Here is a 22,112-nt window from a genome sequence, read left to right on the forward strand (position 1 = left end):
GGTGGTTATTTTCGCGTATCATCACACCAACGCTGGTAAAAACGAGACCCTGGCATGACCGCTCAAGCCGAACGACGCTCCAACCCCTGGCTGCTGGCAGCGCGTCCGCGTACCCTGCCCGCCGCCGTGGCACCCATCATCGCGGCCGTGGCGCTGGCATTTTATCACGGTTTTTTCAACGCCACGCTGGCGGTGTTGGCGCTGCTGTGCGCACTGGGTTTGCAGATTATGGTGAACCTCGCCAACGACCTGTTCGACGCCGAACGCGGTATCGATGGCGCCGACCGACTGGGCCCGACCCGCGTCACCCAAAGCGGCTTGATCTCGCCAGCCAACATGCGCCGCGCACTCTGGCTGACGCTGCTGTTCTGCCTGCTGACCGGCTTGCCGTTGGTGTACGTCGGCGGCTGGCCGCTGACGCTGGCGGGCATGGCGTCCATCCTCGCGGCGCTGGCTTATTCCGCAGGTCCCTGGCCTTTGGCCAATCACGGTTTGGGCGAAGTGGCGGTGCTGATTTTCTTCGGGCTGGTCGCCGTCATCGGCTGCTATTGGTTGCAAAGTGCGCACTGGCACATCGCCAGTTTGTGGGTTGGGTTGATGGTCGGTTTACCGTGCTGCGCGATCTTAATGGTGAACAACATTCGCGACATCGAATCCGACCGCCGCAGCGGCAAACGCACCCTGGCGGTCCGCTTCGGTCGCACCTGGGCCAATCGACTGTATCGCGCGGCGTTATTCAGCCCCTTCGTTTTATCCATTGTCGCTGCCAGTCTCGGTCATCTGCCGGCGTTATTGGTATTGGCGATGGTACCGAGCCTGTTCTGGGCATGGCGACTGGACCAGCAAGTGCGGCAGTTTCAGGGCCGGGAACTCAATGCCTTGTTGGCACGCACCGCCCTGTATGAACTCAGAGTCAGTTTGCTGATCGCCATTGCATTGCTTGGCTTAGGTTTGTTTTGAACAATACTTTTTTAAACGACATTTGTTTTAAGCGATAAGAGTCCGTTCAGGTTTGGTCAGCCGCACGGTGCAGCGAAACGTCTTTGAGTAACGACGCCACCGCCAGTAACACAATCGACAAATAAAAGAAGGCGTGCAACAAGGGCGTTAAATAGCGCCCGTCGGCCATCGACATGGCGACCACAAAAACGATGCCGGAGATCTGCCCGATCCACAGCAACATACCTTGCGACGCCGACTCAGGCGCCGGCACCGTGCGTTCGGCAGCGTACTGAAACCCCACCGGGCCAATGCCCATGATAAAAAACCCGACCAGAAATCCGCACACCAGCAGCACAGAAAAACGCGCAGTCGGATCGGCCAGCAAAACATCGGCATAAACAAACCCGAAAACCGCCGGAATCAAACCGATCATCGCCAACAAAATCACCGGTTTACGTTTGCCCAATCGATCCGACAACGTCGACAGCACCAGGCTGCCCACCATGCCACCAATCAACACCAACCCGCCAATGGCACCGCCGACATTGCCCAATGCCATCTTATGCACAATGGCATCGATCAAACTGGTCACCGCATTAACGATGCCCAAACCCACGGCAAACAACAGCAACAAAAACAACATGTCGCGACTGTGCACCAGCAGTTTTAAACCTTCGCTGAAACGAACACTGTCGGGATGCGCAATGGGGCTGTGCACCTTGGGATTCGGGTACAACAAAATCACACCCAAACCGCTGACCACACCAATGACGGCGTATATCCAAAGCGACAAGGAAAAACCGGCAGCATTGCCATAAGCGGCCACGATCAACGGTGAAATAATCATCGCCGCCAACATGCCAAAATACTGCGCGAACACCGCCAGGCCGGCCGCCAGTGCGCGTTCTTTTTCCGGGAACCAATGCATGGTCATAGCCGTGATGGCGTTAAGCAAAAAGGGTTGGGCAACAGCCAGACCGGTTTGCGCCAGCAACACCATCAACAACGAGCCGGAGCCGATTGCTTTGATCACACTGAACAGTGCCAGCAAACCGCCACCAATGAACAAGCCAGTGCGCAAACCAAAGGTATCGATCACATAAGAAGCCGGGAAACTGAGCAGCAAAAACACCAGCATGTATACCACCGCCAGCAAGTCGATATTCAACCAACTCGATGCCGCTAACTGGATGGCGTAAAACTCGTTCGCCTGAGTGGCAACTGCTGCATGCGATAACCACTGAACCTGAGAAGCAAGTAGCGCCAACATAAAGGTCGCTAAAATAACAAAGCGATATTTATTCACCTGCATAATTGAATGCCCCCGATGTCAAAAACGCGACAATTATTGTTGACGTTGATTCCGTGAAAAAATCCGTAACACAATCCAGCTGTAGATATGAATGCCCAACAAGCCGCGCAAAAACGTCACCGACTTGGATTCAAAAGTGGTGCGGTAAATCCAGCGCGGCCGACGCGCCAGCCCAGCATGAACCATGGCATTCACCGTGCTTTCCATACCGGGCGATTTAGCGTAGCTGTCGGCCATGTAGGTGCGGAAGGCACCGATCAACGGCCGGTAGTCGTCACTGACGTCCAGTTTGTCTAGCTTTTCAAACGCCACTGTTCCAAAGCCGGTATTCACCGGCCCCGGTTCAATCTGCACCACCTGAATGCCCAGGTTGGACACTTCCAATCGCAACGCTTCACACAACGCCCGCACCGCATATTTCGTCGCGCCGTACCAGCCAGTGCCCGGCGCTACTATGTAGCTGGAGTTGGATGCGGTTACGATAATGCGCCCAGAACGCTGCCGACGCAGGATCGGCAACACCGCCGCATTTACCCGCGCCAGGCCAAAAACATTCACCTCAAACTGATAACGCGCTTCATCGAGGCTGACACTTTCCACCGGACCAAAAGCACCATAGCCAGCGTTGTTGTACACCAGATCCAACTGGCCGGTTTCACGCACAATCTGTTCAACTCCGGCCTGTACCGAAGCGTCATCGCACACATCCATCGACAGCAAAATTGCGCCCGCCTGCTGTAACGGCGACATCGGTTCCAGCCGCCGCGCCGCGGCATACACCACGACTCCGCGCGACAACAATGCCTGCACCAGATGCAAGCCAAAACCCGATGACGCGCCGGTTACCAAGGCTACTTTTTTATTGTTGTTCACAGGCACGTCCTTCGAGTTTTCACTGAGTTTGTTGATGAATAAATCGCATGATGTCGTCGACTAACTGTTCGCCGTCTGCCACGCGCTCGTCACCCAGAAACAAGCGCATCCGCTCGCGGTAATAATCCGAAGAAAATGAAAACTGAAACATGATCAATAAATTGTCGATGCAGAAAGCAAGCATGCGTACATCGGTATCCTGCGGAATTTCCTGACGTGCTTTGGCGCTTTCAATCGCCGCCAATAAAAAATTCAGCACATCGGCTTCAAACTGATTGGACAGTTTGTTTGCCACTCCCGCCATCGACTGGGTGGTGATGTTATGAAAAATCTGACTCAGCCCCCGGTACTCCTGTGTTTTAACCATGACCTGGCGAAACAACTCGCGGATCACCTGATCAAAGGATTGCTGAACATCAATGGCGTTTAACGTATCCGTCAGCACGGTAAATTGCTGACTGACGATGGTCAGGAACAAAGCTTCCTTGGACGTGAAATAGCTGTACATGGCACCAATGCTGATACCGGCTTCGTCGGCAATAACATTGATGTTGGTTCCTGCAAAACCTTTCTCGGCGAACTCCCGAACCGCCACATCCAATACCCGCTTGCGCCGCTGTTCTGAGGTTTTGGCAAAGGCCTCTTTGTAAAAAATCACGGGTTCCGTCATGTTCGCTCCCTTGGTCAGTCCATTAACTGGCGCGTTATTTTAACGGTCTATTTAAATGAACTATTTCAATAACAATGCAGGATTGTTGGCGGCCACCACTTGGAAGGCGTCGTTTGCCACATCCAGGGTGAACTGAATGTCGTCGTCCGTGATTGCACAATTCATAAAAAGGTTGTGATGGTTGGCAAAAAAGACGCCGCGTTTCACGCACTCGGCAACCCATTGCTGGTGCAACATCAGGTTGTCGTCATTGGTAATGCGCATGTACCACATCGATGGCTCGCCGCTGATGCGCAAGTCGAAACCGTGTTGCCGGCCAACCTCGTGCAAGCCTGTAGTCAGTTTCCGACCCATCGACAACACTTGTTGATCGCCTTCAATGGCGCGCAGTTTGTTGATGGTGGCAATCCCCGCCGCAAAGGGTTGCGACGCCAGCCAGTAACTGCCGGTGTAAAAGACGCTGGAAACGGCATCTTTCATCGCATCGGTACCGCACAGCGCTGAAAAGTTATAGCCGTTGCCGATGGCTTTGCAGAAACAGATCAGGTCCGCTTCAAAGCCGTAATAATGATCGGAGCCTTTCAGGTCGAGCCGGAAACCACAACGTACGTCATCGATGGCTAAAACAATGCCGTTTTCGGTGCACAGTTTTCGCACTTCCTGCCAGTAATTTTCGGCCGGCAATGCGTTGTCTTCGAACGCCGGATGCCAATACGGAGTGGAAATAAAGCAGGCGATTTCACCTTTGTTATCGGCAATGGTCTGCTTCAGTTGTTCGAGGTTATTCCATTCAACGTAGAGATTATTGGTAACGTCTTCCTCGACTACGCCCGGATATCCAGCCTTCTGTGTCCAGGGTGCCACACCGTGGTAATTGCCTTTAACCATGATGGTTTTTTTACGGCCAGTCGCCGCCTTGGCGGTCATCAACGCCAGGCTGGTAACGTCGCCTCCGTTCTTGGCAAAGAACGCCCAATCGGCCGAAGCCACGGTATCAACCAACAGCTCCGCCATATCAATCATGGTGGTGAACGGCACCGATGCGCAGTCACCTTTGCGCATCTGCTCCATGACGGCGCGGTCTACGTCGGCATCGGCGTAGCCCAAAATATTCGGGCCGTAAGCACACATGTAATCAATAAAGCGATTGCCATCGAGATCCCAGAAATAGGTGCCTTCTGATCTGGCGGCGAATTTGGGAAAGGCATCGACTGGAATCGCACAGCCGGCCACCGGACCCAAATGGCCGTGAATGCCGGTCGGGATCACTTTCAGAGCGCGTTCGAATTCACTGGCAGATTGTTTAAACATCGTCATCGCGGCGCCCCTTAATTCAGGTACTGATTTACTTTGAACAAAAATTTATCGAAGTTATCCAGCAGCGGAATGTAGCCGGCCAATTGCAGCCGGCCAGCGGCGATGCTGGAGAATGAATCCCGACGACCGTTGAGCAAATCGCAGGCGGCATCCATGTCGGCAAATGTCATGGTTGCGCGTGGTTCTGTGGGCAGTTCGGGCAACGCTTGCACCTGATTCGGCGCAATGCCAATGCCTTGCGCCGGCCCGCCGTTCACGCGAAACAAGATGTCGCCGCGCGGTAGCCCTTTGCGAATTTGCGCCAGTTCCGGGTCGAGGTTCGCCACCTGAATGGACGCATTCAGCGCCACTGAAATCAGCAAGGCGGTGTTGGTGCGGCGGTAATCGGGCTGTACCAGACGTTCATCCGTCGGGCGCAGAAAAAATTCCAAGCGTTTGCTTAATTGGTCGAACGGTCCGGTCAAAAAACCCAGACGGGTAAAGCCCCACAACGGAATCGGATTTGCCTGTCCGTCCATTAAGGCATTGAAGTGATCGTAAGACCGGAAAAACAGCTGCACCTGCCCATTACCGACTCCCGGTAACGCCCGGCATTCGCCGTCTTTAAACACCAGCGTCAGCCGTGGGCCTTTGCGAATCCGAAAGGTCACGGATTGGTTTTTACCCCGAATCAGTGCTTTGGCTTCGTCATCCACTGCACACAAAGTGCTGAGGCTGGCCAATACCCCAAACAGATTGATATGAGCCAGAGTTTTAGCGTCTTTCATAGCAATCCAACCGCAGGTTCAAGTTACCGAGCGAGTGCTCGTTCTATTGATTTAAACAATTAAACCTCTGGTTTTACGCTGTCAAACGTTAAATGAAGGCATTAAAGAAAGGTGTCGGAAACAGGCAGATCGCCAGGGATTTCGCGATAATTAGCGGTGATTTCAGCGGCAATTGCGCTTTGGCGTGCTGTTACTTGTCCGAAAAGGAACGGATCGTTAACCCCGGCCAGCGTGTTTTCCACTCTTTGCCGACCAGGCGCTGCTGAAAATCGTCTGGCTTGGGTCGTTTAGGGTTCAGCGTCAGCTCACCGGCCAACAACGACGCCAACCCCAACGGCGCACAAAACGCCAAGGCACCGTCTGCATTCAGACGAACCCCGACAGCGGTCTCCACTTCCACCCAATAACTCATTGCATCGGCGGTGGAACGGTAAGGCGCGTCGCCATTGCGGCGATGCATCCGCGCCTGATTTTTTACCGACCAGGGCGCCGGCCATTGCTCAGATAACGCCCGTTCCAGTGCCCGATCACGGCTGGCGTCGCAATCGTCGGCATCGAAATACACCACATCCAGATCCTGCAAGGGCGTCGTCTGGCGGTAACCGTGCAGCCGGTCCCACACCAGATTGCGCACAAAACCGGCGGCCAGATAGGCATCGGGTAAATTGAATGCAGCAAGCGTCGTCAGTGCGGCCATGCGATCGGCCTCGGCCAACAACCATTCGGCCAGCAATCGTTCAGGGTTCATCCAATTCGGTTACTCAGGCTGCAATTCTTCTGGCTTGAATGGGAACGACTGATGCCGCCAGAACGAGGCAAAGCCAATGTCGTAGCCGTAACTCAACACCACCGAAATAGCCTGCACCTGAGTAACGGATTCATCCGCTGCCATCGCCCGCAGTGCCAACCGTTTTGCCAACTCCGGATCATCGATTGTCTTGGTATCGATCACCGCCTGAATGGTCAGGTAGCTGTCGGTAATAGTCGCCTGTTTCAGCGTTGGGAAATTAATCGACACCCGGGTATAATCCACGCCTTCTTCCTGGCTGACCATTTCTTGAATGGCGTGGAGCGGTGCCAATTGATCCGAATACCGGCTCAACTGCTGAGTAAAGGCATACCCGCCCATTAGCACAACAATCGCCAGCACCAACAACGCCCAATAATGTCCCCGCCAAACACCCGCAACCGGTTGCGGTTCGAGGTCGGCTTTCACCACCACAGAGCCGACCAACAGATCGTAAGGTGCTTGCCGGGTTAATCGGTTGAAGATCAGCAAATAAGCGTACGACAACAGGCCACCCAAGATGACCAGCAACAGCCCGTAACGCAGCCAGCTCAGCAAAATCCATTCAGGCACTTGCGCGCCGTTGAGCGACACCGGTAACGCAAACACCGCCGCACGAAGCAAGCTCTGCCACAACGGCAAATAGCCACCATCCGTCTTCCGCACCGCCACGTTCAATAGCCGTTTGCCGAGCGTCTGACCACGCGCAAGACCACTTTCCTGCACGCCGAAATAGACAACCGTGATAACAAACCCTAACGCACGCCCCCAAGGGCCAAGCTGGACCAACTGCGTGCTGGCAATCAGCCCTAACAACACGCCGACCAAGCCAAGCACAATCACATCGATGGCAAAGGCGGCGAAGCGGCGCCAGAAACCGACAATCCATACCGGGCTTTCAATCTCGCTCATGCGGTGTTCCCTGTTCCGTTTTCCAATTTGTCATCACTGTTACTGTGCCCGACGGCGGGCATGCAAGCGACTTTCTGACGCAAATCCAATTGCGAACCGACCTTGCTTCCCTTCGCAACGGCTAGCATTTCCCATCGGTAACAAAATGTAAAAACTTTTCACCGCAAGAGGCATCAAAACGCCGGTCGACACCGCTATAATGCCGCGAACTTCCACAGACGGAGGCGACGCCCGTGAAAGGGGACAGCCGCATCATCGAACAATTAAACAAGGTATTGACCACCGAACTGACGGCGATCAATCACTATTTCCTGCACGCCCGCATGTACAAAAACTGGGGTCTGGAGCGGCTGAACGAAGTCAATTACAAAAAGTCGATCAAAGACATGAAACAGGCGGACGAATTGATCGAACGCATTTTGTTTCTGGAAGGTTTGCCCAACCTGCAAAAACTCAATCGTCTGATGATTGGCGAACACACTGTCGAGATGTTGCAGGCCGATCACGATTTTCAAATTGAAGCCATCGCGCAGTTGCGTGAAGCGATTGAAGTCTGCGAGCAAAATCAGGAATTCGTCAGCCGCGATCTGTTGACGGAAATACTCGAAGACGAAGAAGAACATTTGGATTGGGTGGAAACCCAGCAGTATCAAATCGGTGCCATGGGCATCGAACATTATCTGCAAGCACAGATAACCGACGAGGACTGATCATGAAAGGCAACGCAAAAATCATCGACGCCCTGAACATGCTGCTGTCGAATGAACTGGCGGCCATGGACCAGTATTTTCTGCATTCGCAGATGTACCGCGATTGGGGACTGAACAAATTGTATGAACGCATCGATCATGAATTCGATGACGAACGCGGCCACGCCACCAAATTGATCGAACGCATGCTGTTTCTCGAAGGCAAACCGGACATGAAAACCCGCGCCGCCATTCGCATCGGCAAAGACGTTCCGGAAATGTTGCAAGCCGATCTCGACTTGGAAATTGAAGTCAAAGACGCGCTCAAAGACACCATTAAATTGTGCGAAGCCGAACAGGATTATGTGACACGCGACATGCTGGTCACGCTGCTCGACGACACCGAAATGGACCACGCCTATTTCCTGGAGCAACAACTGCGACTGATCAAGATGATCGGCGTAGAACGTTACTTGCAATCCCAGCTGTAACATCCCACCAGAATAATCTGGCCGGCAAAGGGGCAACCCTGGCCGGCTTTTTTATCGCCGCTTTTTATAATCGCCTTCTTGTAGCCGTTTAAGCCGCACCCGATGCCAGTAATTGTTCACCTTGCACATAGGCCGAAATAACCTGTAGCAAGAAACGCGCGTCTTCGTCGATCCCAGAAAAACGCCCCGAACCCCAGGTGTGCAACCAGGGCAAACCGAGGAAATACAAACCCGGTTGCGGGCTTATGCCGCGTTCAAATTGCGGATAACCCTGGCCGTTAAATACCGGCGCATCCAGCCAGCTGTAATCGGGCCGGTATCCGATGCACCACAAAATGGTGGTGATGCCCATCTCACTCAATGTCACTTCGGTGCGTTCATAATCTGGTTGCCACAGCGGCTCATAACGCGACGGCCCGATTTCGGTGTCGATGTCTGCCTGTTCAATCCAGGCATCAATGCGCGCATTGATGTTGTTGTAGGTGGCGTCGGCCTTGTCTAAATTCTCGGCCAGGTTGGCGCGAAAACGGAACACGCCCTGAGCGAAATCGTCGAGCGTGCCATAGAGCTGCATGCCTTCACTGGCGAAGCGGCGCAGGTCGACATCGCGACCACCATCACGACCGGTCACGTAATGGTTGGTGTTGGAACGAACGTTTCGGCCGAGCGGATGTTCGTTCACCGACTGACGGTAATAACCCATGTCATCGAGCCATTCGACCACATCTTTACCGCGATAAAACCGCGCCACTCGCGGCGCGTTACCCGTCGCTAAATGCACTTGCCGTCCTGCCAGATGCAAGTCTTCGGCGATCTGCGCACCGGACTGCCCCGAGCCCACCACCAGGACGCCGCCTTCGGGTAACTGGTCGGCATTTTTGTAATCGGCCGAGTGAATCTGGGTCAATTCCGCCGGCAGGCGTTCGGCCATGCGCGGCACCACCGGCAAATGGTAGGCGCCACTGGCAACGACCACTTGATCGGCACTGAACTCGCCCTGGTCGGTACGAATCTGATAACGGCCGTTGGCGTCGCTGGTCACCCACTCAACCGTCACGCCTTCACGCACCGGTGCTTTAACTTTGTCGGCAAAACGCTGTAGATACGCGATGATTTCCTCTCGGTTCATAAACCCCTGAGGATCGTTACCGTCGTAGGGATGGCCCGGCAAATCGCATTGCCAGTTGGGCGTCACCAGCGTGAACGAATCCCAACGTTCGTATTTCCAACTGTGCATGACGGTTTTCTTTTCCAGCACACAGTGATCGATCCGTGCTTGCGTCAGGTAATAACTGATGCTCAAACCTGCCTGACCACCGCCAATAACGATGACCGGATAATGCGTTGTTGCAGTACTCATGATGACTCCAAATCAATAACAAAAAATCAGCTTAATTCGAGGATGGTGACCTGGGCGCTGTCCCAGTCGTCAAAGCCCGCCGCGCGCAACCGAATCTTGCCGAGTTGATCAAGTGCGCTGGAGCAGTAATAACCAAATTTTTGCTCCACCCGATTGCTGGCTTCTGCTAACGATTGTTCAGCGCGCTGCACAAAATCGGTCAGCGACATAGCATCGCCGGCCTTAAAATGTTGGTGCACGATGGTCGAGGGTGAATAACATTTTTCCTGCTCGCCATCGGGCCATTGCACGGTGAAATAGACGGCTGGCATCTTAGCTCTCCATCAGAATGGCGGCCGGGTTGGCCGGTAATTTAAAACCCATCAGGGGCGTTTTTTTCAGATCGCGAAATACCTGGCTTTGATGACCGTATTGCACGGTTAATTGATGTCCGGTCTGGCATTGGCCTATGCAGGCTGCGGCAATATCACGCTGGTGAAATTGCGCCAGAACCCTATCCAGATGAACTTCGTCACAGCTGAGCAAATAGCCGTAACTGGGAAAGGCGCACAACCATTCCAACCAGTCTTCATCGTCTGGTTTGGGCAAGGCTTGCAGATCGATGGTGGCGGCTACGCCTGAACATTCGAGCAGCATCAGCAGGGTGCCCAAAATGCCCGCCTGGCTGATGTCTTTGGCGGCGCTGACCCAACCCTTTTCCGCTAAAGCAGGCAGCAATTCCAGATCGGCGCGCAAACGATGAGCCGGCGCTTCGGTGGCGCAATTCCAGTTCAAAAACGGCCGCCGGAACGCACCGCGCAAATCAATGGCGGCAATCAAAACCTGGCCGGATCTGGCCTGGTAACTGCTCAATAATTTTTTGGCCTGGCCCAACACCGCGACCGCTAATTGCGACTGCGGCGTCGATAAATTGGTGTGCCCGCCAACGATGGGAACATCGAACGTTTGTGCCGCAGCGATCATGCCCGCCATGATCTGATTGGCGTGTTCAGCCTGACTGTCCCAAAGCGCGTTGACCACCGCCACCGGTCGGCCACCCATGGCGGCAATATCACTGAGGTTGACCATGACGCCGCACCAGCCAGCGAACCAAGGGTCCTGATCGACAAAGCGATTAATAAAACCTTCGATGGCCAGCAGTTGGTAGCCGTCGCCATTGGGAATGGCGGCGGTGTCGTCACCGTTGGCGTGCCAGCCAAACGGCAGATCCGGCAAGTCGGCGGTGACCTGAGCGATGTCTGCCTTGGCGTTCAAGCCGCTGCGTTCGGCCACGGCGGCCAACAGAGCGGGTAAGTCGAGGCTCATGCGCTCAACCTCTGCTCAACCGCTGGCAGTTCCAACCAGGCGTGTCCGATCGATGGCATTTTCGGCGCGCGTGAACGCGCCACAAAACCGCTGTAGGGCGTGGCACACGGCGGGTAATAATTCAGGTCGGCTTCCATCACCAGATGCGGCTGGCCGTGAATCATGATGTCGCCTTGAGTGGACCAGTGCAGACGCTGAAACAAGGTTTCATTCTGCTGTTGGACGTGCGCAAAAAAGCGCTGGCAACCCAGAGCGTGCGCGCTGCTGACGGCCAGCCGAATCAGCGTGCTGCCGATCTGACCCTGACGGCGAAAATGCTGATCAACCGCCAACCGTGATCCCCACCAAACACCCGCCTCCGGCTGATGAATTCGCACTGTGCCGACCAATTGATCGTGCCAACCCGCCAAATCTCCCAGTGCCACCAACAGTTGCGCCTGATCGTCGATGGCGTCGCGATCATCGTGTTCAAACAACGCCTGTTCCTGACAGAAAACCCGACGTCGCAGGGCGTGGGCCTGCTCAATTTCCCACGGCAGGTCAGCCCATTTGACGGTGTAGCCCGAATAAAAAACCGCGTCGCCCGAATAAACCTGTTTGATAGTCATAGCGCCACCGACTCTTCGCGTTCGTAACCGGCCAGCGTTGAACAGGCGCCGCAGCGACCGCAGCCGGCTTTGATGTCGATGGACAACAAGTCCGCCTGGCGCAGTTGCCGACCCAGCGGCGCCAGGATCGATTCCATAAAGGCTGCGTCCGGTGCCGGGTGATCTTCCAACGGCGTGCCAGTAATTGGCACAAACGGCACCACAAACGGGTAGACGCCGATGTCGATCAATTGATCACAGAGTTCAAGAATGGTTTGCGGCGTGTCGCCCAGTCCGGCCAGGATGTAAGTACTCACCTGACCGCGTCCGAACACAGCCACTGCTTCGGCAAAAGCGCTGAGATAGGTCGGCACATTGATACTGGCTTTACCCGGCATCAGTTTTTGGCGCAGCTCTTCGGTCACCACTTCCAGATGCATGCCCAGTGAATCGATACCGGCATCCTTCATGCGCTGATACCAGGCGGGATCGTCCGGTGGTTCGCACTGTGCCTGGATCGGTAAATCCACCGCGGCGCGAATGGCGCGGGCGCTGTCGCACAATACAGCCGCGCCCCGGTCGGATGTCGCTGGTGTGCCCGTGGTCATCACCATGTGTTTGACGCCATCCAACTCGACCGCCGCCTTCGCCACCTCAGCCAATTGTTCGGGCGTTTTGTGGGCGATGGTGCGGCCGGCGCGCAATGACTGACCGATGGAACAGAAATGGCACGCCTTGCGCCGACTTTCATAGCGAATGCAGGTTTGCAACACCGTGGTCGCCAACACATCGCGGCTGTGCAGGGTGGCGATGTGCGAATAGGGAATGCCGTCGGCCGTGCTGAGGTCGTAAAACTTCGGCTGACTGGCGAAGGTGATGTCGGTTAATGGAATGCTGTCGGCGGCCAGGCGCGTCTGATCGTCATCCTGTTCGACGGTGAACGGCGAGCGCCAGGCCGACTGGGTGTAGATGGGCACCATCAACGTAGTGCCGTCGATGGTCACCGCCTGATGATCCGACGGACCGGCACCGCCACGGCGGCTGACAAACTGATGATTCACATCTTGCAGACGCAGACCCCGGGTCTGCAATTCAGTCATCAAGCTCTGACGCGACTGACTGCGATTGATCGTGGTCATGGGCTAATCCTTGGTCGTTATCGATGGCGGGCGTCATCGGTCGATGCGTCCGGGCTGGCTGATCGTTGATCGCCAGACTGAGTAATTCCGGCCGGGCGTAGTGGCCGACCGAATCCATCATGCGTTTGCGTTTGTCGATCAGCGCGAAATCCAAGTCGGCAATCACCAGGCCTTCGCCCTGGCGCAACGGCTCGGCCAGGTGCTTGCCTTCGGGCGAGATGATGGCGGTGTTGCAACCGTCGCGCAGTGCGCGCTGCAATTTTTCATCGGGCGTGATGGATTCAATTTGCGCGTCGGTGAGCCAGCCAGTGGCGTTGACCACAAAGCAACCGGCTTCCAGCGCATGGTGCCGGATGGTGGCTTCAATCTGGTCGGCAAACACCGGGCCCACCAGGGAGCCGGGAAACTGACTGCAATGAATCTGTTCGTGCTGCGTCATCAGCGCATAGCGCGCCAGCGGGTTGTAGTGCTCCCAGCACGCCAAAGCGCCAACACGGCCGACGCGGGTTTCCACGACTTTCAATCCCGACGCATCGCCCTGCCCCCAAATCATGCGTTCGTGATAGGTCGGGGTGATCTTGCGACGTTGCAGCAACAGGCGGCCATCGGCGTCGAAGATCAACTGGGTGTTGTACAGACTGCCGTGGTCGCGCTCGTTCACGCCCAGCACCACCACCAATTGCAAGCGGCGCGCGTATTCGGCCACCGCTTCGGTGATCGGCCCGGGCACCACCACCGCCTGCTCGTACAGCCGCAGATGCTCCGCGCCTGCTGCCACTGGCGGATAAACAAAGGAAAAATAGGGGTAGTAAGGCACGAAGGTTTCCGGAAAAACCACCAGCTCCGCGCCTTTGGCGGCTGCCTCTTCCATCGCACCGAGCACCTTGGACAAGGTGGCTTCTGCGGTATGCAGATCCGGTGCGATTTGAACGGCAGCGGCCCGTACCATCGAAGTGGTCATCGCCGCTGCGCTCCTTAAAGAGTCCAGGTATCCAAGATGACGGCGTTGTCGCGCAGGTGCATCAGTTTGAGATCGAGCACGTCGAGCGGGTTGATCGGGACAATGCCTTCCACCAAAGCCGGTTCGCCGTGTCCGTATAGCGCTTGCAAGGCAAAACGACAGGCGTACACCTTGCCGCCTTCGGCCATGAATTTGGTCAGTTGGTTGGCGTAATTCTGGTGGCCGGGAAATGCTTCGTCGCCCAGCGTCGGAAAGCCGCGCTGAATGCCCAGCGTCACACCCGGGCCGTACAGCAGGATGGAGGTTTCATAACCTTTGCGCAGCAAACGGGTGGCTTGCAGCATGTTGACCAAGCCGATGGAGCCTTCGAAGGCAACGGTATGGAAGGTCACCAGAGCTTTTTCACCCGGATTGGCTTTGATGTCGTCAAAGACCTTTTCTTCATAATCCACGAAAAAATCGCCGGCCTGATGTTTTGCTTGAGTAACGGTTGGCATGTCTGACTCCGCTTGTGGGTTGGCTGAATGCCGCAGTGCGCGGCGATGCAATCAGCCTTGAGCAACCGATATGCCAATTGATATCAGGCAAAATGCAATCAATATTCGATCAATTTGACATCACTAACGCTGGCGATCCGAAAATATTTTTGTCATATAAGTTAGCCCGCCATCACCACCCGATTGACAGATGACAGCAATGAACCAGGATAGTGCGCGCCATTTCGGCCTGCGCTTATTTGGAACCCGCCCTGGGTCTATCTATCGCGCCCGCTATAATGATTCGATATATTAGACGCATTGATTGCATATTGATTGGATACCTGCCATGACGAATCCGGATTTAAAGCGCTGGTTCAGCCGACTGCAAAACAGCCAGGGAGTACCGGCTTACCGCCTGATTGCCGACCTGATCAGTGAAGACATCGATTCCGGCCGGCTGGCTGCACGCGACCGCCTGCCGCCATTGCGCGACCTGGCCGCAGCGCTCGACATCAACTACACCACGGCGGCGCGCGCCTACAGCGAAGCGCGCAAGCGCGGCCTGATCGATTCCCATCCCGGTTCCGGCAGTTACATCAAAGGCCATACCGCTCGGGTGCAGCCCAGCCACGGCACCTATGAAATGACCATGAACCTGATCATCGAGCCGTCGATCCCGACCCTGATCGAACAGGTGCGCGACAGCGCTATCTCGGTGATGGCACAGCAAGACCTCTATTCCCTGCTGCGCTATCAGGCTTTTGGCGGCAGTCAGACCGACCGCGAAGCGGCCTTGCTGTGGCTCGATCAACGCATCGACGCTCAGTTTGAACAGACGCTGGTCTGCCCCGGCATTCACAGCGCCTTGCTGGGGTTGATCACTCATCTGGTAGAGCCGGGCCAGGTTATCTGCGTGGAAAGTCTGGCCTACCCCGGCATCAAGGCAATTGCCGCCCAGCTTGGTCTGCATCTGCATTCACTGGAGCGCGATGCCGATGGCCCGCTGGTGACTCCGTTTGAAGACGCCTGCAAGGCCGGCAATGTGGCCGTGCTCTACCTCAACCCAACCATTCACAACCCGACCACCACCACCATTCCCATCGGGCGGCGTGAAGCGCTGGCAGACGTGGCGCTGCGCTACAGCATTCCGATCATCGAAGACGACGCCTACACTCTGCTCAGCGAATCTGCCGTGACGCCGATGGCCGCGCTGGCACCGGATCTGACCTACTACATCATGGGCACGTCCAAATGCTTTGGCCCCGGTCTGCGTTCGGCCTTTTTGCACGCACCCAGCAAGCGTCAGGCGCAGCGCGTGGCCGGAGCGATGCGGGCGCTGTCGGTCATGTCGAGCCCGCTGGTCAATGCGCTGGTCAGCAACTGGATTAAGGACGGCACCGCCGAGGCCATGCGCCGTGCGGTACGAATGGAAGCCAAGGCACGGCTGAAACTGGCCGAGCAGCATCTGGGCCGACAGCGGGTGTTCAGTGCGCCGGGCGCTTTTCATCTGTGGTTGAAATTGCCGAAGTCATCAAACTGGAATCCGTCGGAACTGGCGGTGCAGTTGCGCCAGCTTGGCGTCAGCGCGGTCTCGAGTGCGGTGTTCAGTACCGACAATAACCCGCCGGACGCGTTGCGCCTGTGCTTTGGTGGCCCGATCAGCCGCGGCGACTGGGAAGAAGGGGTGCAGCACGTGGCAGATTTAATCGACCAGCCGGCCTATTTATCGTCTTTAAGCAGTTAAGTGCGTTATCAAACCATGTTCAAAACGCAGCAAACGCAATAAGGTTTGCTGCCGATCGGTGGAGAGGTATCAGCATGAGCATTGGCATCTTTATTTATGACCAGGCCGAAGTATTGGATTTTTCCGGCCCCTTTGAGGTGTTTTCCACCGCCATTCGATTGGGTGGTGACGCCAACCGGTTAACGCCGTATCTGATCAGCGAAGACAGTAAGCCGGTCACGGCACGCGCCGGTTTTCGCGTGCAACCGAATTTCACGCTGGATCAGCACCCGGCGCTCGACGCCCTGCTGGTGGTTGGCGGCGTTCATACCGAGGTGATGCATCGTCAGCCGGTATTGGATTGGTTAATCGAACAAGCCGATGAAGTATCGATCCTGGCGTCAGTATGCACCGGGGCATTTGTGTTGGCGCAGGCGGGCTTGCTTGATGGTCGTCGTGTAACAACGCATTGGGAAGATCAGACCGATCTGCAACGGCAATTCCCGTCGTTGACGGTGGTCGATAAGGTGCGTTGGATTGATGCCGGCGACCGCCTGACGTCCGGCGGAATTTCCGCCGGCATCGACATGAGTTTGCATTTGGTGGAGCGTTTGGCTGGCCGTGATCTGGCCGAACGAACTGCCCGGCAAATGGAGTTTCACTGGTTGGAAAACCCCACCGGTTAATTCGAATTTTTAACCCGTAAATTTAACCCCTAAAAAGGAGCGCAACATGTCTGATCGTCAACCCACCGAAGTGACCGTCACCAACATTCGCATGCCTTTTTTATCGATGGTGGTGTTTATGGTGAAGTGGGCCATTGCCGCCATACCGGCGCTGTTTATTCTGGCGATGATCGGTGCCGGCATCAGCTTTTTACTCGGCAGCGGCGGCTTTGAATACCACGGTTGATCATTCGGTGCCGGATCGATTAATGCCCGCTGTCACCATAAAGGCCAGCGCTTCATCGAACGACCAATCCACTTCAATCAGGTCCGAACGTCGCGCCAGCACTGTTAACCCGGCCACCTGATAACTGATCTGAATCAGCACCGGCACCCAGGGGTCGTCATCGCTTGCCGGCATCGCATTTGCCAGCGGTCCGGGCAGGCGATCACTGGTGACAAAGCCAACGGTGTAGCCGTTGCCTTGCCTGACCAGAACCGTCTGCCGCCGGCCCGGTTCGTCATCGTTCTGGCTGATCAGCGTCGCCACATCTTTGACCGCACCGTACACGGTTTTCAGCACCGGAAACCGCAACAGCTGACGTTCAAACTGACGGAACAGCCAATGGAACGGCCGCACACTCAACGCCATACCTACCGTCAGAATCATCGCCACGATCAGGACGAATCCGCTTCCTGCCCAAGGCAAGTTAAGACCGACCAATTCGAGCAGCGTGCGCCCCAAATTATCGAGCGTGACGGCGATCGACCAGAACAACCAGATGGAAATCACCAGCGGCAACATGCTCAGCGTGCCGCGCAACAGAATGCGCTTCATTGCGAACTCCAAAGACCCAAACGGCGGTCAGTGTCGCACAGGGATTTCATCGGCCGAAACTCAACCGGTGCGGCGGCGCTCCTCTTTACGCTGCTGCAACAGCGCCTCGGCTTCGGCTCGGGTCGGCACGGCCATGGCGTCCGTCAGATCAATGCGGCGATAGCCCATATCGGCCAGTAAATGATCGTCGTAACTCAACAGCCGGGCGAGACGGCGACGGTTCAGCCAGGCATCGCGCCAGGTAGACAGACGTTCCAACCAGGCCGGGCGATCCAAATGATCGGCGTGCGGCTCCAAGCGGGTGTTGCATACGGAATTCATCGACATAGCGACCTCTCTTGCTGGCATTCAGCCAGACGGTTCAGCGTTTGAGTTCGGTGGGTCGCGACCACGAAGAGGAGGATGGCTTGACAGTGGCATTCAGACAAACTAAAAAAACTGCACACTTGTTTTAGAAAATCTAAACGATGACCAGCCGCCAATCCCCAGAATCACCGCTCAAGCCCCTGCCATTGCTGGATACCGATCTGGTGCGCAGCTTTGTTGCCATCGCCGAAACCGGCAGTTTTACCCGCGCGGCCCGTCAGGTTTTCCGAACGCCCGGTGCGTTGAGCATGCAGATAAAGCGCCTGGAGGGAACGCTGGGCCAGGCATTGTTCGTGCGCGATGCGCGTCAGGTTCGACTCACGCCAGAGGGCGAAGTGCTGCTCAGCTTCGGCCGTCGGTTACTGAAATTGAATGAAGAGACGGTGACGCAATTTCTCGCCCCTCGCCTGGAAGGCCGGGTACGTTTCGGCACGCCCGACGACGTCGGTACGCGGTTGTTGCCTGGCGTGCTGGCGCAGTTTGCGCGTTCACACCCGGCGGTGCAGGTCGATGTCATTGTCGGTGGCAGCCGTTCCATGCTGGAGAAGCTCGACAACGGTGAGCTGGATGTCGTCTTGATCACCAATGGCAACGAAGGCCAGGACCCCAGCCGCGGCGAGGTGGTACACACCGACACCCTGGTTTGGGCCGGACGCGATGGCGGTGATGCGCTGCGTCGTTCGCCGTTGCCGCTGGCACTGGCGAATCACGGCTGCGCCTGGCGCGCCATGGCATTGAGTGCCCTGGATGCCGCCGGCATTGCCTATCGCGTGGCCTACACCTGCGAGAATTGCGCCGGTCAGGAAGCGGCCCTGCTGGCCGACCTGGCCGTGGCACCCATACCGCGCAAGCTGGTACGAGCGCCGCTGCGGGTGCTCGGTGAAGAATCCGGTCTGCCCTCTCCGGGCAGCTATCAATTGTTAATGGTGCGCCGCGAAGGTCGCGGACCGGCGAGCGATGCCTTAGCCGGTTATGTGCTCGAACAATTGCACAGCCCTTATTAGCCAGCCACGGCGCGCTTCACTACAATCCCGCTCTCCTTTACGGATTGGGAAACGCCCATGTCGTTCTACTGGTTTTGCCTGTTCACCGTCGCCAATGCCCTGTTGCTGCTGGTGTTGGCACTCAACGTTTCGCTGGTGCGTCGGCGCCATAACATCGCCAACGGCGACGGTGACGAACCGGCGGTGCGTCGCGCCATTCGCGCGCACGCCAATGGCATCGAATACACCCCGATCTTTGCGTTGCTGGTGTTGGCGCTGTCGCTGCAATTAACGGCGGATTGGTGGCTGGGCGTGCTGGTCTTGGGCTTTACGCTGGGCCGCGTCATGCACGCTTTGGGCATGCTCGGCCCGAACCGGCTGCTGCGCTTCTGGGGCGCTGCCGTCACTTACCTGTGGACGGCAGCGGCCATCGGCGTATTGGGTTGGGAGTTGCTGATCTGATCAATCAGCGCAGGTACAACTCACCGCTTTGATAGAGCATGCGGCAGTCGTTAGCGTCGTGGTATCGGTCACTGGCGTTGTTGCCAGCGGCCGCGCCAGGGCCGGCGAAACGCGGATCATCGCACTCGCCATCGTTAGCCCACTCGCTGGTGTTGTCGCCCCACTCGATATCGTCGGCACTGCTGACACTGCTGGACGACGATTCCCAAGCCGGCGGCAGCTCAGAAATTTTCAGCACCGCCGACGGCAATTCACCCACCTCGTAAGTACCAATCCAGATGTTGTAGTTGCCTGACGACGGGTTGGTCAGCACCAGACCTGGATTGGTGCCGGCGGCGTCGCTGGCGTAATCGTCGCTGCAATGCCAGTTGCCATCGGCGTCGTACACCACCAGGGTGGTATCGGCGTCGGACTCGACATAAATCGACAACGATTCATTGCCCGCGTCGTAATTCAGATCCACATCCGGGGCGTCGCTGATGTAGCCGGAACAACTGGAATGCGCTTCGCTGGCGGAGTCGCTGCCGCCGGCGGTCAAAGAAATCACATAGGGGTCCGGCAAAAAGCCAACGTCCAGATTGACGGTGCCGTAGGTCGGTTCTTCCGACCAATCCACAGCGTGCGCAATCCCAGTCACACTCGCCGACAACAACACGCCCAAGGCGGTCTGGCAAACGGTCCACTTCATCACTCATTCCCTTTCGGTTTTAACAGGTGCCGGACACTATAGCCCATTCAATTTGGACCGACACTTGCAAATGGCTAATACATCGTCGGGTCTAAAATACCGATACCGTACACCGCCAAAACGGTGATTACGCCGGTCGCGGCCAGGTAATAAAGCGTCGGCAAAATGGTCAACCGCAAGGTTCGCCCTTCCTGTCCCAACAAGCCGACAGTGGCCGAGGCTGCCACCACATTGTGAATCGCGATCATGTTACCCGCTGCCGCCCCAACTGCCTGGCTCGCCACCAACATGGCGCCAGACACGCCCAGCAATTGCGCGGTGTTGAATTGGAAATCCGACAACATCAGATTCGACAACGTATTCGAACCGGCGATAAAGGCACCGAGCGCGCCAACGGTCGCGGTAAAGAACGGATAAACCGCCCCGACCGACATCTCCACCAGCTCAGCCATGGCGCGTGGCATCGACGGCAAATCGGCAGCATTAACGCCGGAGTTGATCAGAATCCGCACCATCGGAATGGTGAATACCAATACAAAGCCTGCGCCCATCAACGTATGAGTGGATTCGCCCAACGCGGTGCGTAATTCACCCGGTTTGATGCGTTGCACCAGCGCGGTAAACAACACCACCAACACCATAATGCCGCCGGGTAAATACAAGGGTTCGATGTAACCGCTGACGCCCACCTGGCCGAGAATGTCGTTCCAGTGAATCGACAAAAACTGAATGCAGAAATCCTTGATCGGCGCAAAGGCGCGAGTCACCACCAAGGCCAATGCCAGTGCCAGATACGGCACCCAGGCGAGCAACAGCGGCATGGGTTTGTGGTGAGTCAGATCGTCGAGATTGATGTTGACGGTGCCGAACCAGGTGGCCGGCCATTGCTCAGCGGGCGCGAAATCCCAGTTGTCTTTGGGCATTAAAAAGCCGCGTTGTGCTGCCGGCACCACAATCGCCAAACCCACTAAGGCGCCGATCATGGACGGAAATTCCGGGCCCAGAAATACACCCGCCAACATATAAGGCACGGTGAACGCCGCACCGGCGAACAACGCAAACGGCGCTACCGCCAACCCTTCGCGCCAGGATTTACGGGCGCCGAAAAAGCGGGTCAGCATCAGGCACATCAACAGCGGCATCAGCGTGCCGATAATGCCGTGCGTGATTGCCACTTCCGATACCAGCAGCCGATAAAATTCCGTCCAACTGCTGCCGTTCGCCACCAGCATTTCGCTGATACCAGCTTTATCCAGACCGCCGCTCACACCCACCACCAAAGGCGTGCCGACGGCACCGAACGACACCGGCGTGGATTGAATCATCATGCCCATCACCACCGCCGCCAACGCCGGAAAACCGAGCGCCACCATCAAGGGCGCAGCAATCGCAGCGGTGGTGCCAAAGCCCGACGCGCCTTCAAGAAAACAACCGAACAGCCAGGCGACGATGATCACCTGAATGCGTCGGTCCGGGCTGATGTGTGAAAAGCCGGCGCGAATGGCGGTGAGTGCGCCGGAGACTTTTAAAGTGTTCAACAACAGGAGCGCGCCGAAAATGATCCACAAAATACCGGCGGTCAGCATCAAGCCTTGCAGCATTGACGCCAGCACCCGAATGGCTGGCATCTGCCAGGCCAGCAACGCCATAACGATGGCGACAATCAGCACCACCGGCATCGCCCGCGAAGCCGGCCAGTGAAACCCGACCAATAAAATACCCGCGAGTAAAATGGGCAGAAAAGCGAGACCGTAGAGTAAGGTGTCCATCGTTGGTTCCTTCCAAAAATCAACTGA

The 22,112-nt window shown here is 56.4% G+C and carries 26 protein-coding genes; 8 read left to right on the top strand and 18 right to left on the bottom strand.

Going from position 1 to position 22,112, the window contains the following annotated elements; translation table 11 throughout:
- Nucleotides 1-54 precede the first annotated feature (54 nt).
- A complete protein-coding gene (locus tag DW349_RS11710) occupies nt 55-960 on the top strand; it encodes a 1,4-dihydroxy-2-naphthoate polyprenyltransferase (RefSeq protein ID WP_108125147.1) in 906 nt (301 codons plus the stop codon).
- 46 nt (nt 961-1,006) lie between these two features.
- Here the strand turns inward: DW349_RS11710 and DW349_RS11715 are convergent, their stop codons facing one another.
- The 7 genes from DW349_RS11715 to DW349_RS11745 form a co-directional block, all read right to left on the bottom strand.
- Nucleotides 1,007-2,254, bottom strand: a complete 1,248-nt coding sequence (locus tag DW349_RS11715) for an MFS transporter (protein WP_108125146.1) — start codon at nt 2,252-2,254, stop codon at nt 1,007-1,009.
- A gap of 33 nt (nt 2,255-2,287) precedes the next feature.
- Nucleotides 2,288-3,127, bottom strand: coding sequence for an SDR family NAD(P)-dependent oxidoreductase (locus DW349_RS11720; RefSeq protein WP_157954311.1), 840 nt, complete (start codon nt 3,125-3,127; stop codon nt 2,288-2,290).
- A 19-nt stretch (nt 3,128-3,146) separates the two neighbouring features.
- The gene (locus tag DW349_RS11725; RefSeq protein ID WP_108125144.1) at nt 3,147-3,797 is read right to left on the bottom strand and encodes a TetR/AcrR family transcriptional regulator; all 651 of its coding nucleotides are present in this window, start codon (nt 3,795-3,797) and stop codon (nt 3,147-3,149) included.
- A 60-nt stretch (nt 3,798-3,857) separates the two neighbouring features.
- Nucleotides 3,858-5,114, bottom strand: a complete 1,257-nt coding sequence (locus DW349_RS11730) for an aminotransferase class III-fold pyridoxal phosphate-dependent enzyme (protein WP_108125143.1) — start codon at nt 5,112-5,114, stop codon at nt 3,858-3,860.
- An 11-nt stretch (nt 5,115-5,125) separates the two neighbouring features.
- Entirely contained in the window at nt 5,126-5,881 is a 756-nt protein-coding gene (locus DW349_RS11735) for a hypothetical protein (protein WP_108125142.1), read from the bottom strand.
- 190 nt (nt 5,882-6,071) lie between these two features.
- Nucleotides 6,072-6,629: a nucleotidyltransferase family protein gene (locus tag DW349_RS11740; protein WP_108125141.1), complete on the bottom strand. Its 558-nt coding sequence runs from the start codon at nt 6,627-6,629 to the stop codon at nt 6,072-6,074.
- Between the two features lie 9 nt (nt 6,630-6,638).
- Nucleotides 6,639-7,580 (bottom strand): RDD family protein, encoded by a 942-nt coding sequence (locus DW349_RS11745; protein ID WP_108125140.1) that lies wholly within the window; start codon nt 7,578-7,580, stop codon nt 6,639-6,641.
- A 233-nt stretch (nt 7,581-7,813) separates the two neighbouring features.
- Here DW349_RS11745 and bfr (DW349_RS11750) point away from each other — a divergent pair, with 233 nt between their 5' ends.
- Together bfr (DW349_RS11750) and bfr (DW349_RS11755) are read left to right on the top strand one after the other, a co-directional pair.
- Nucleotides 7,814-8,290: a bacterioferritin gene (gene bfr / locus DW349_RS11750; RefSeq protein ID WP_108125139.1), complete on the top strand. Its 477-nt coding sequence runs from the start codon at nt 7,814-7,816 to the stop codon at nt 8,288-8,290.
- 2 nt (nt 8,291-8,292) lie between these two features.
- A complete protein-coding gene (gene bfr / locus DW349_RS11755; protein WP_108125138.1) occupies nt 8,293-8,760 on the top strand; it encodes a bacterioferritin in 468 nt (155 codons plus the stop codon).
- Between the two features lie 88 nt (nt 8,761-8,848).
- On the opposite strand, the gene DW349_RS11760 is transcribed toward bfr (DW349_RS11755), so the two are convergent.
- From DW349_RS11760 to DW349_RS11790, 7 genes are read right to left on the bottom strand one after another with little or no spacing between them, the layout of a single operon-like run.
- Nucleotides 8,849-10,120, bottom strand: a complete 1,272-nt coding sequence (locus tag DW349_RS11760; protein ID WP_108125137.1) for an MSMEG_0569 family flavin-dependent oxidoreductase — start codon at nt 10,118-10,120, stop codon at nt 8,849-8,851.
- Nucleotides 10,121-10,146: 26 nt separating this feature from the next.
- Nucleotides 10,147-10,431, bottom strand: coding sequence for an MSMEG_0570 family nitrogen starvation response protein (locus tag DW349_RS11765; protein WP_108125136.1), 285 nt, complete (start codon nt 10,429-10,431; stop codon nt 10,147-10,149).
- Between the two features lies 1 nt (nt 10,432).
- Entirely contained in the window at nt 10,433-11,425 is a 993-nt protein-coding gene (locus DW349_RS11770; RefSeq protein WP_108125135.1) for a sll0787 family AIR synthase-like protein, read from the bottom strand.
- Nucleotides 11,422-12,033 carry an MSMEG_0567/Sll0786 family nitrogen starvation N-acetyltransferase gene (locus tag DW349_RS11775; RefSeq protein ID WP_108125134.1) on the bottom strand — a complete coding sequence of 204 codons (612 nt, stop codon included), beginning with the start codon at nt 12,031-12,033 and terminating at the stop codon, nt 11,422-11,424. Before DW349_RS11775 ends, DW349_RS11770 begins: the two co-directional genes overlap by 4 nt.
- Nucleotides 12,030-13,151 carry an MSMEG_0568 family radical SAM protein gene (locus DW349_RS11780; protein ID WP_198650457.1) on the bottom strand — a complete coding sequence of 374 codons (1,122 nt, stop codon included), beginning with the start codon at nt 13,149-13,151 and terminating at the stop codon, nt 12,030-12,032. Before DW349_RS11780 ends, DW349_RS11775 begins: the two co-directional genes overlap by 4 nt.
- Entirely contained in the window at nt 13,105-14,112 is a 1,008-nt protein-coding gene (locus DW349_RS11785) for a Nit6803 family nitrilase (RefSeq protein WP_108125133.1), read from the bottom strand. Before DW349_RS11785 ends, DW349_RS11780 begins: the two co-directional genes overlap by 47 nt.
- A 14-nt stretch (nt 14,113-14,126) precedes the next feature.
- Nucleotides 14,127-14,609, bottom strand: coding sequence for an MSMEG_0572/Sll0783 family nitrogen starvation response protein (locus DW349_RS11790; RefSeq protein ID WP_108125132.1), 483 nt, complete (start codon nt 14,607-14,609; stop codon nt 14,127-14,129).
- Nucleotides 14,610-14,937: 328 nt separating this feature from the next.
- Here DW349_RS11790 and DW349_RS11795 point away from each other — a divergent pair, with 328 nt between their 5' ends.
- The 3 genes from DW349_RS11795 (at nt 14,938) to DW349_RS11805 (ending at nt 17,226) form a co-directional block, all read left to right on the top strand.
- Nucleotides 14,938-16,335 (top strand): aminotransferase-like domain-containing protein, encoded by a 1,398-nt coding sequence (locus DW349_RS11795; protein WP_108125131.1) that lies wholly within the window; start codon nt 14,938-14,940, stop codon nt 16,333-16,335.
- A 74-nt stretch (nt 16,336-16,409) separates the two neighbouring features.
- Entirely contained in the window at nt 16,410-17,000 is a 591-nt protein-coding gene (locus DW349_RS11800) for a DJ-1/PfpI family protein (RefSeq protein WP_108125130.1), read from the top strand.
- Nucleotides 17,001-17,046: 46 nt separating this feature from the next.
- Complete coding sequence (locus tag DW349_RS11805; RefSeq protein WP_108125129.1) at nt 17,047-17,226, top strand: hypothetical protein; 180 nt, start codon at nt 17,047-17,049, stop codon at nt 17,224-17,226.
- Here the strand turns inward: DW349_RS11805 and DW349_RS11810 are convergent, their stop codons facing one another.
- Together DW349_RS11810 and DW349_RS11815 are read right to left on the bottom strand one after the other, a co-directional pair.
- Nucleotides 17,227-17,817 carry a DUF502 domain-containing protein gene (locus tag DW349_RS11810; RefSeq protein ID WP_108125128.1) on the bottom strand — a complete coding sequence of 197 codons (591 nt, stop codon included), beginning with the start codon at nt 17,815-17,817 and terminating at the stop codon, nt 17,227-17,229.
- A 60-nt stretch (nt 17,818-17,877) separates the two neighbouring features.
- Nucleotides 17,878-18,144: a hypothetical protein gene (locus DW349_RS11815; RefSeq protein ID WP_108125127.1), complete on the bottom strand. Its 267-nt coding sequence runs from the start codon at nt 18,142-18,144 to the stop codon at nt 17,878-17,880.
- 140 nt (nt 18,145-18,284) lie between these two features.
- Here DW349_RS11815 and DW349_RS11820 point away from each other — a divergent pair, with 140 nt between their 5' ends.
- Nucleotides 18,285-19,187 carry a LysR family transcriptional regulator gene (locus tag DW349_RS11820; protein ID WP_108125126.1) on the top strand — a complete coding sequence of 301 codons (903 nt, stop codon included), beginning with the start codon at nt 18,285-18,287 and terminating at the stop codon, nt 19,185-19,187.
- A 57-nt stretch (nt 19,188-19,244) separates the two neighbouring features.
- Complete coding sequence (locus DW349_RS11825; RefSeq protein ID WP_108125125.1) at nt 19,245-19,628, top strand: MAPEG family protein; 384 nt, start codon at nt 19,245-19,247, stop codon at nt 19,626-19,628.
- 4 nt (nt 19,629-19,632) lie between these two features.
- Here DW349_RS11825 and DW349_RS11830 read toward each other — a convergent pair whose 3' ends face one another.
- On the bottom strand, nt 19,633-20,316 hold the full coding sequence (locus tag DW349_RS11830; RefSeq protein ID WP_198650456.1) for a hypothetical protein: 684 nt from the start codon (nt 20,314-20,316) through the stop codon (nt 19,633-19,635).
- Between the two features lie 74 nt (nt 20,317-20,390).
- The gene (locus tag DW349_RS11835; protein WP_108125124.1) at nt 20,391-22,085 is read right to left on the bottom strand and encodes an L-lactate permease; all 1,695 of its coding nucleotides are present in this window, start codon (nt 22,083-22,085) and stop codon (nt 20,391-20,393) included.
- Nucleotides 22,086-22,112: the final 27 nt, after the last annotated feature.

The sequence above is a fragment of the Saccharospirillum mangrovi genome (genome assembly GCF_003367315.1).
GTDB lineage: Bacteria > Pseudomonadota > Gammaproteobacteria > Pseudomonadales > Natronospirillaceae > Saccharospirillum > Saccharospirillum mangrovi.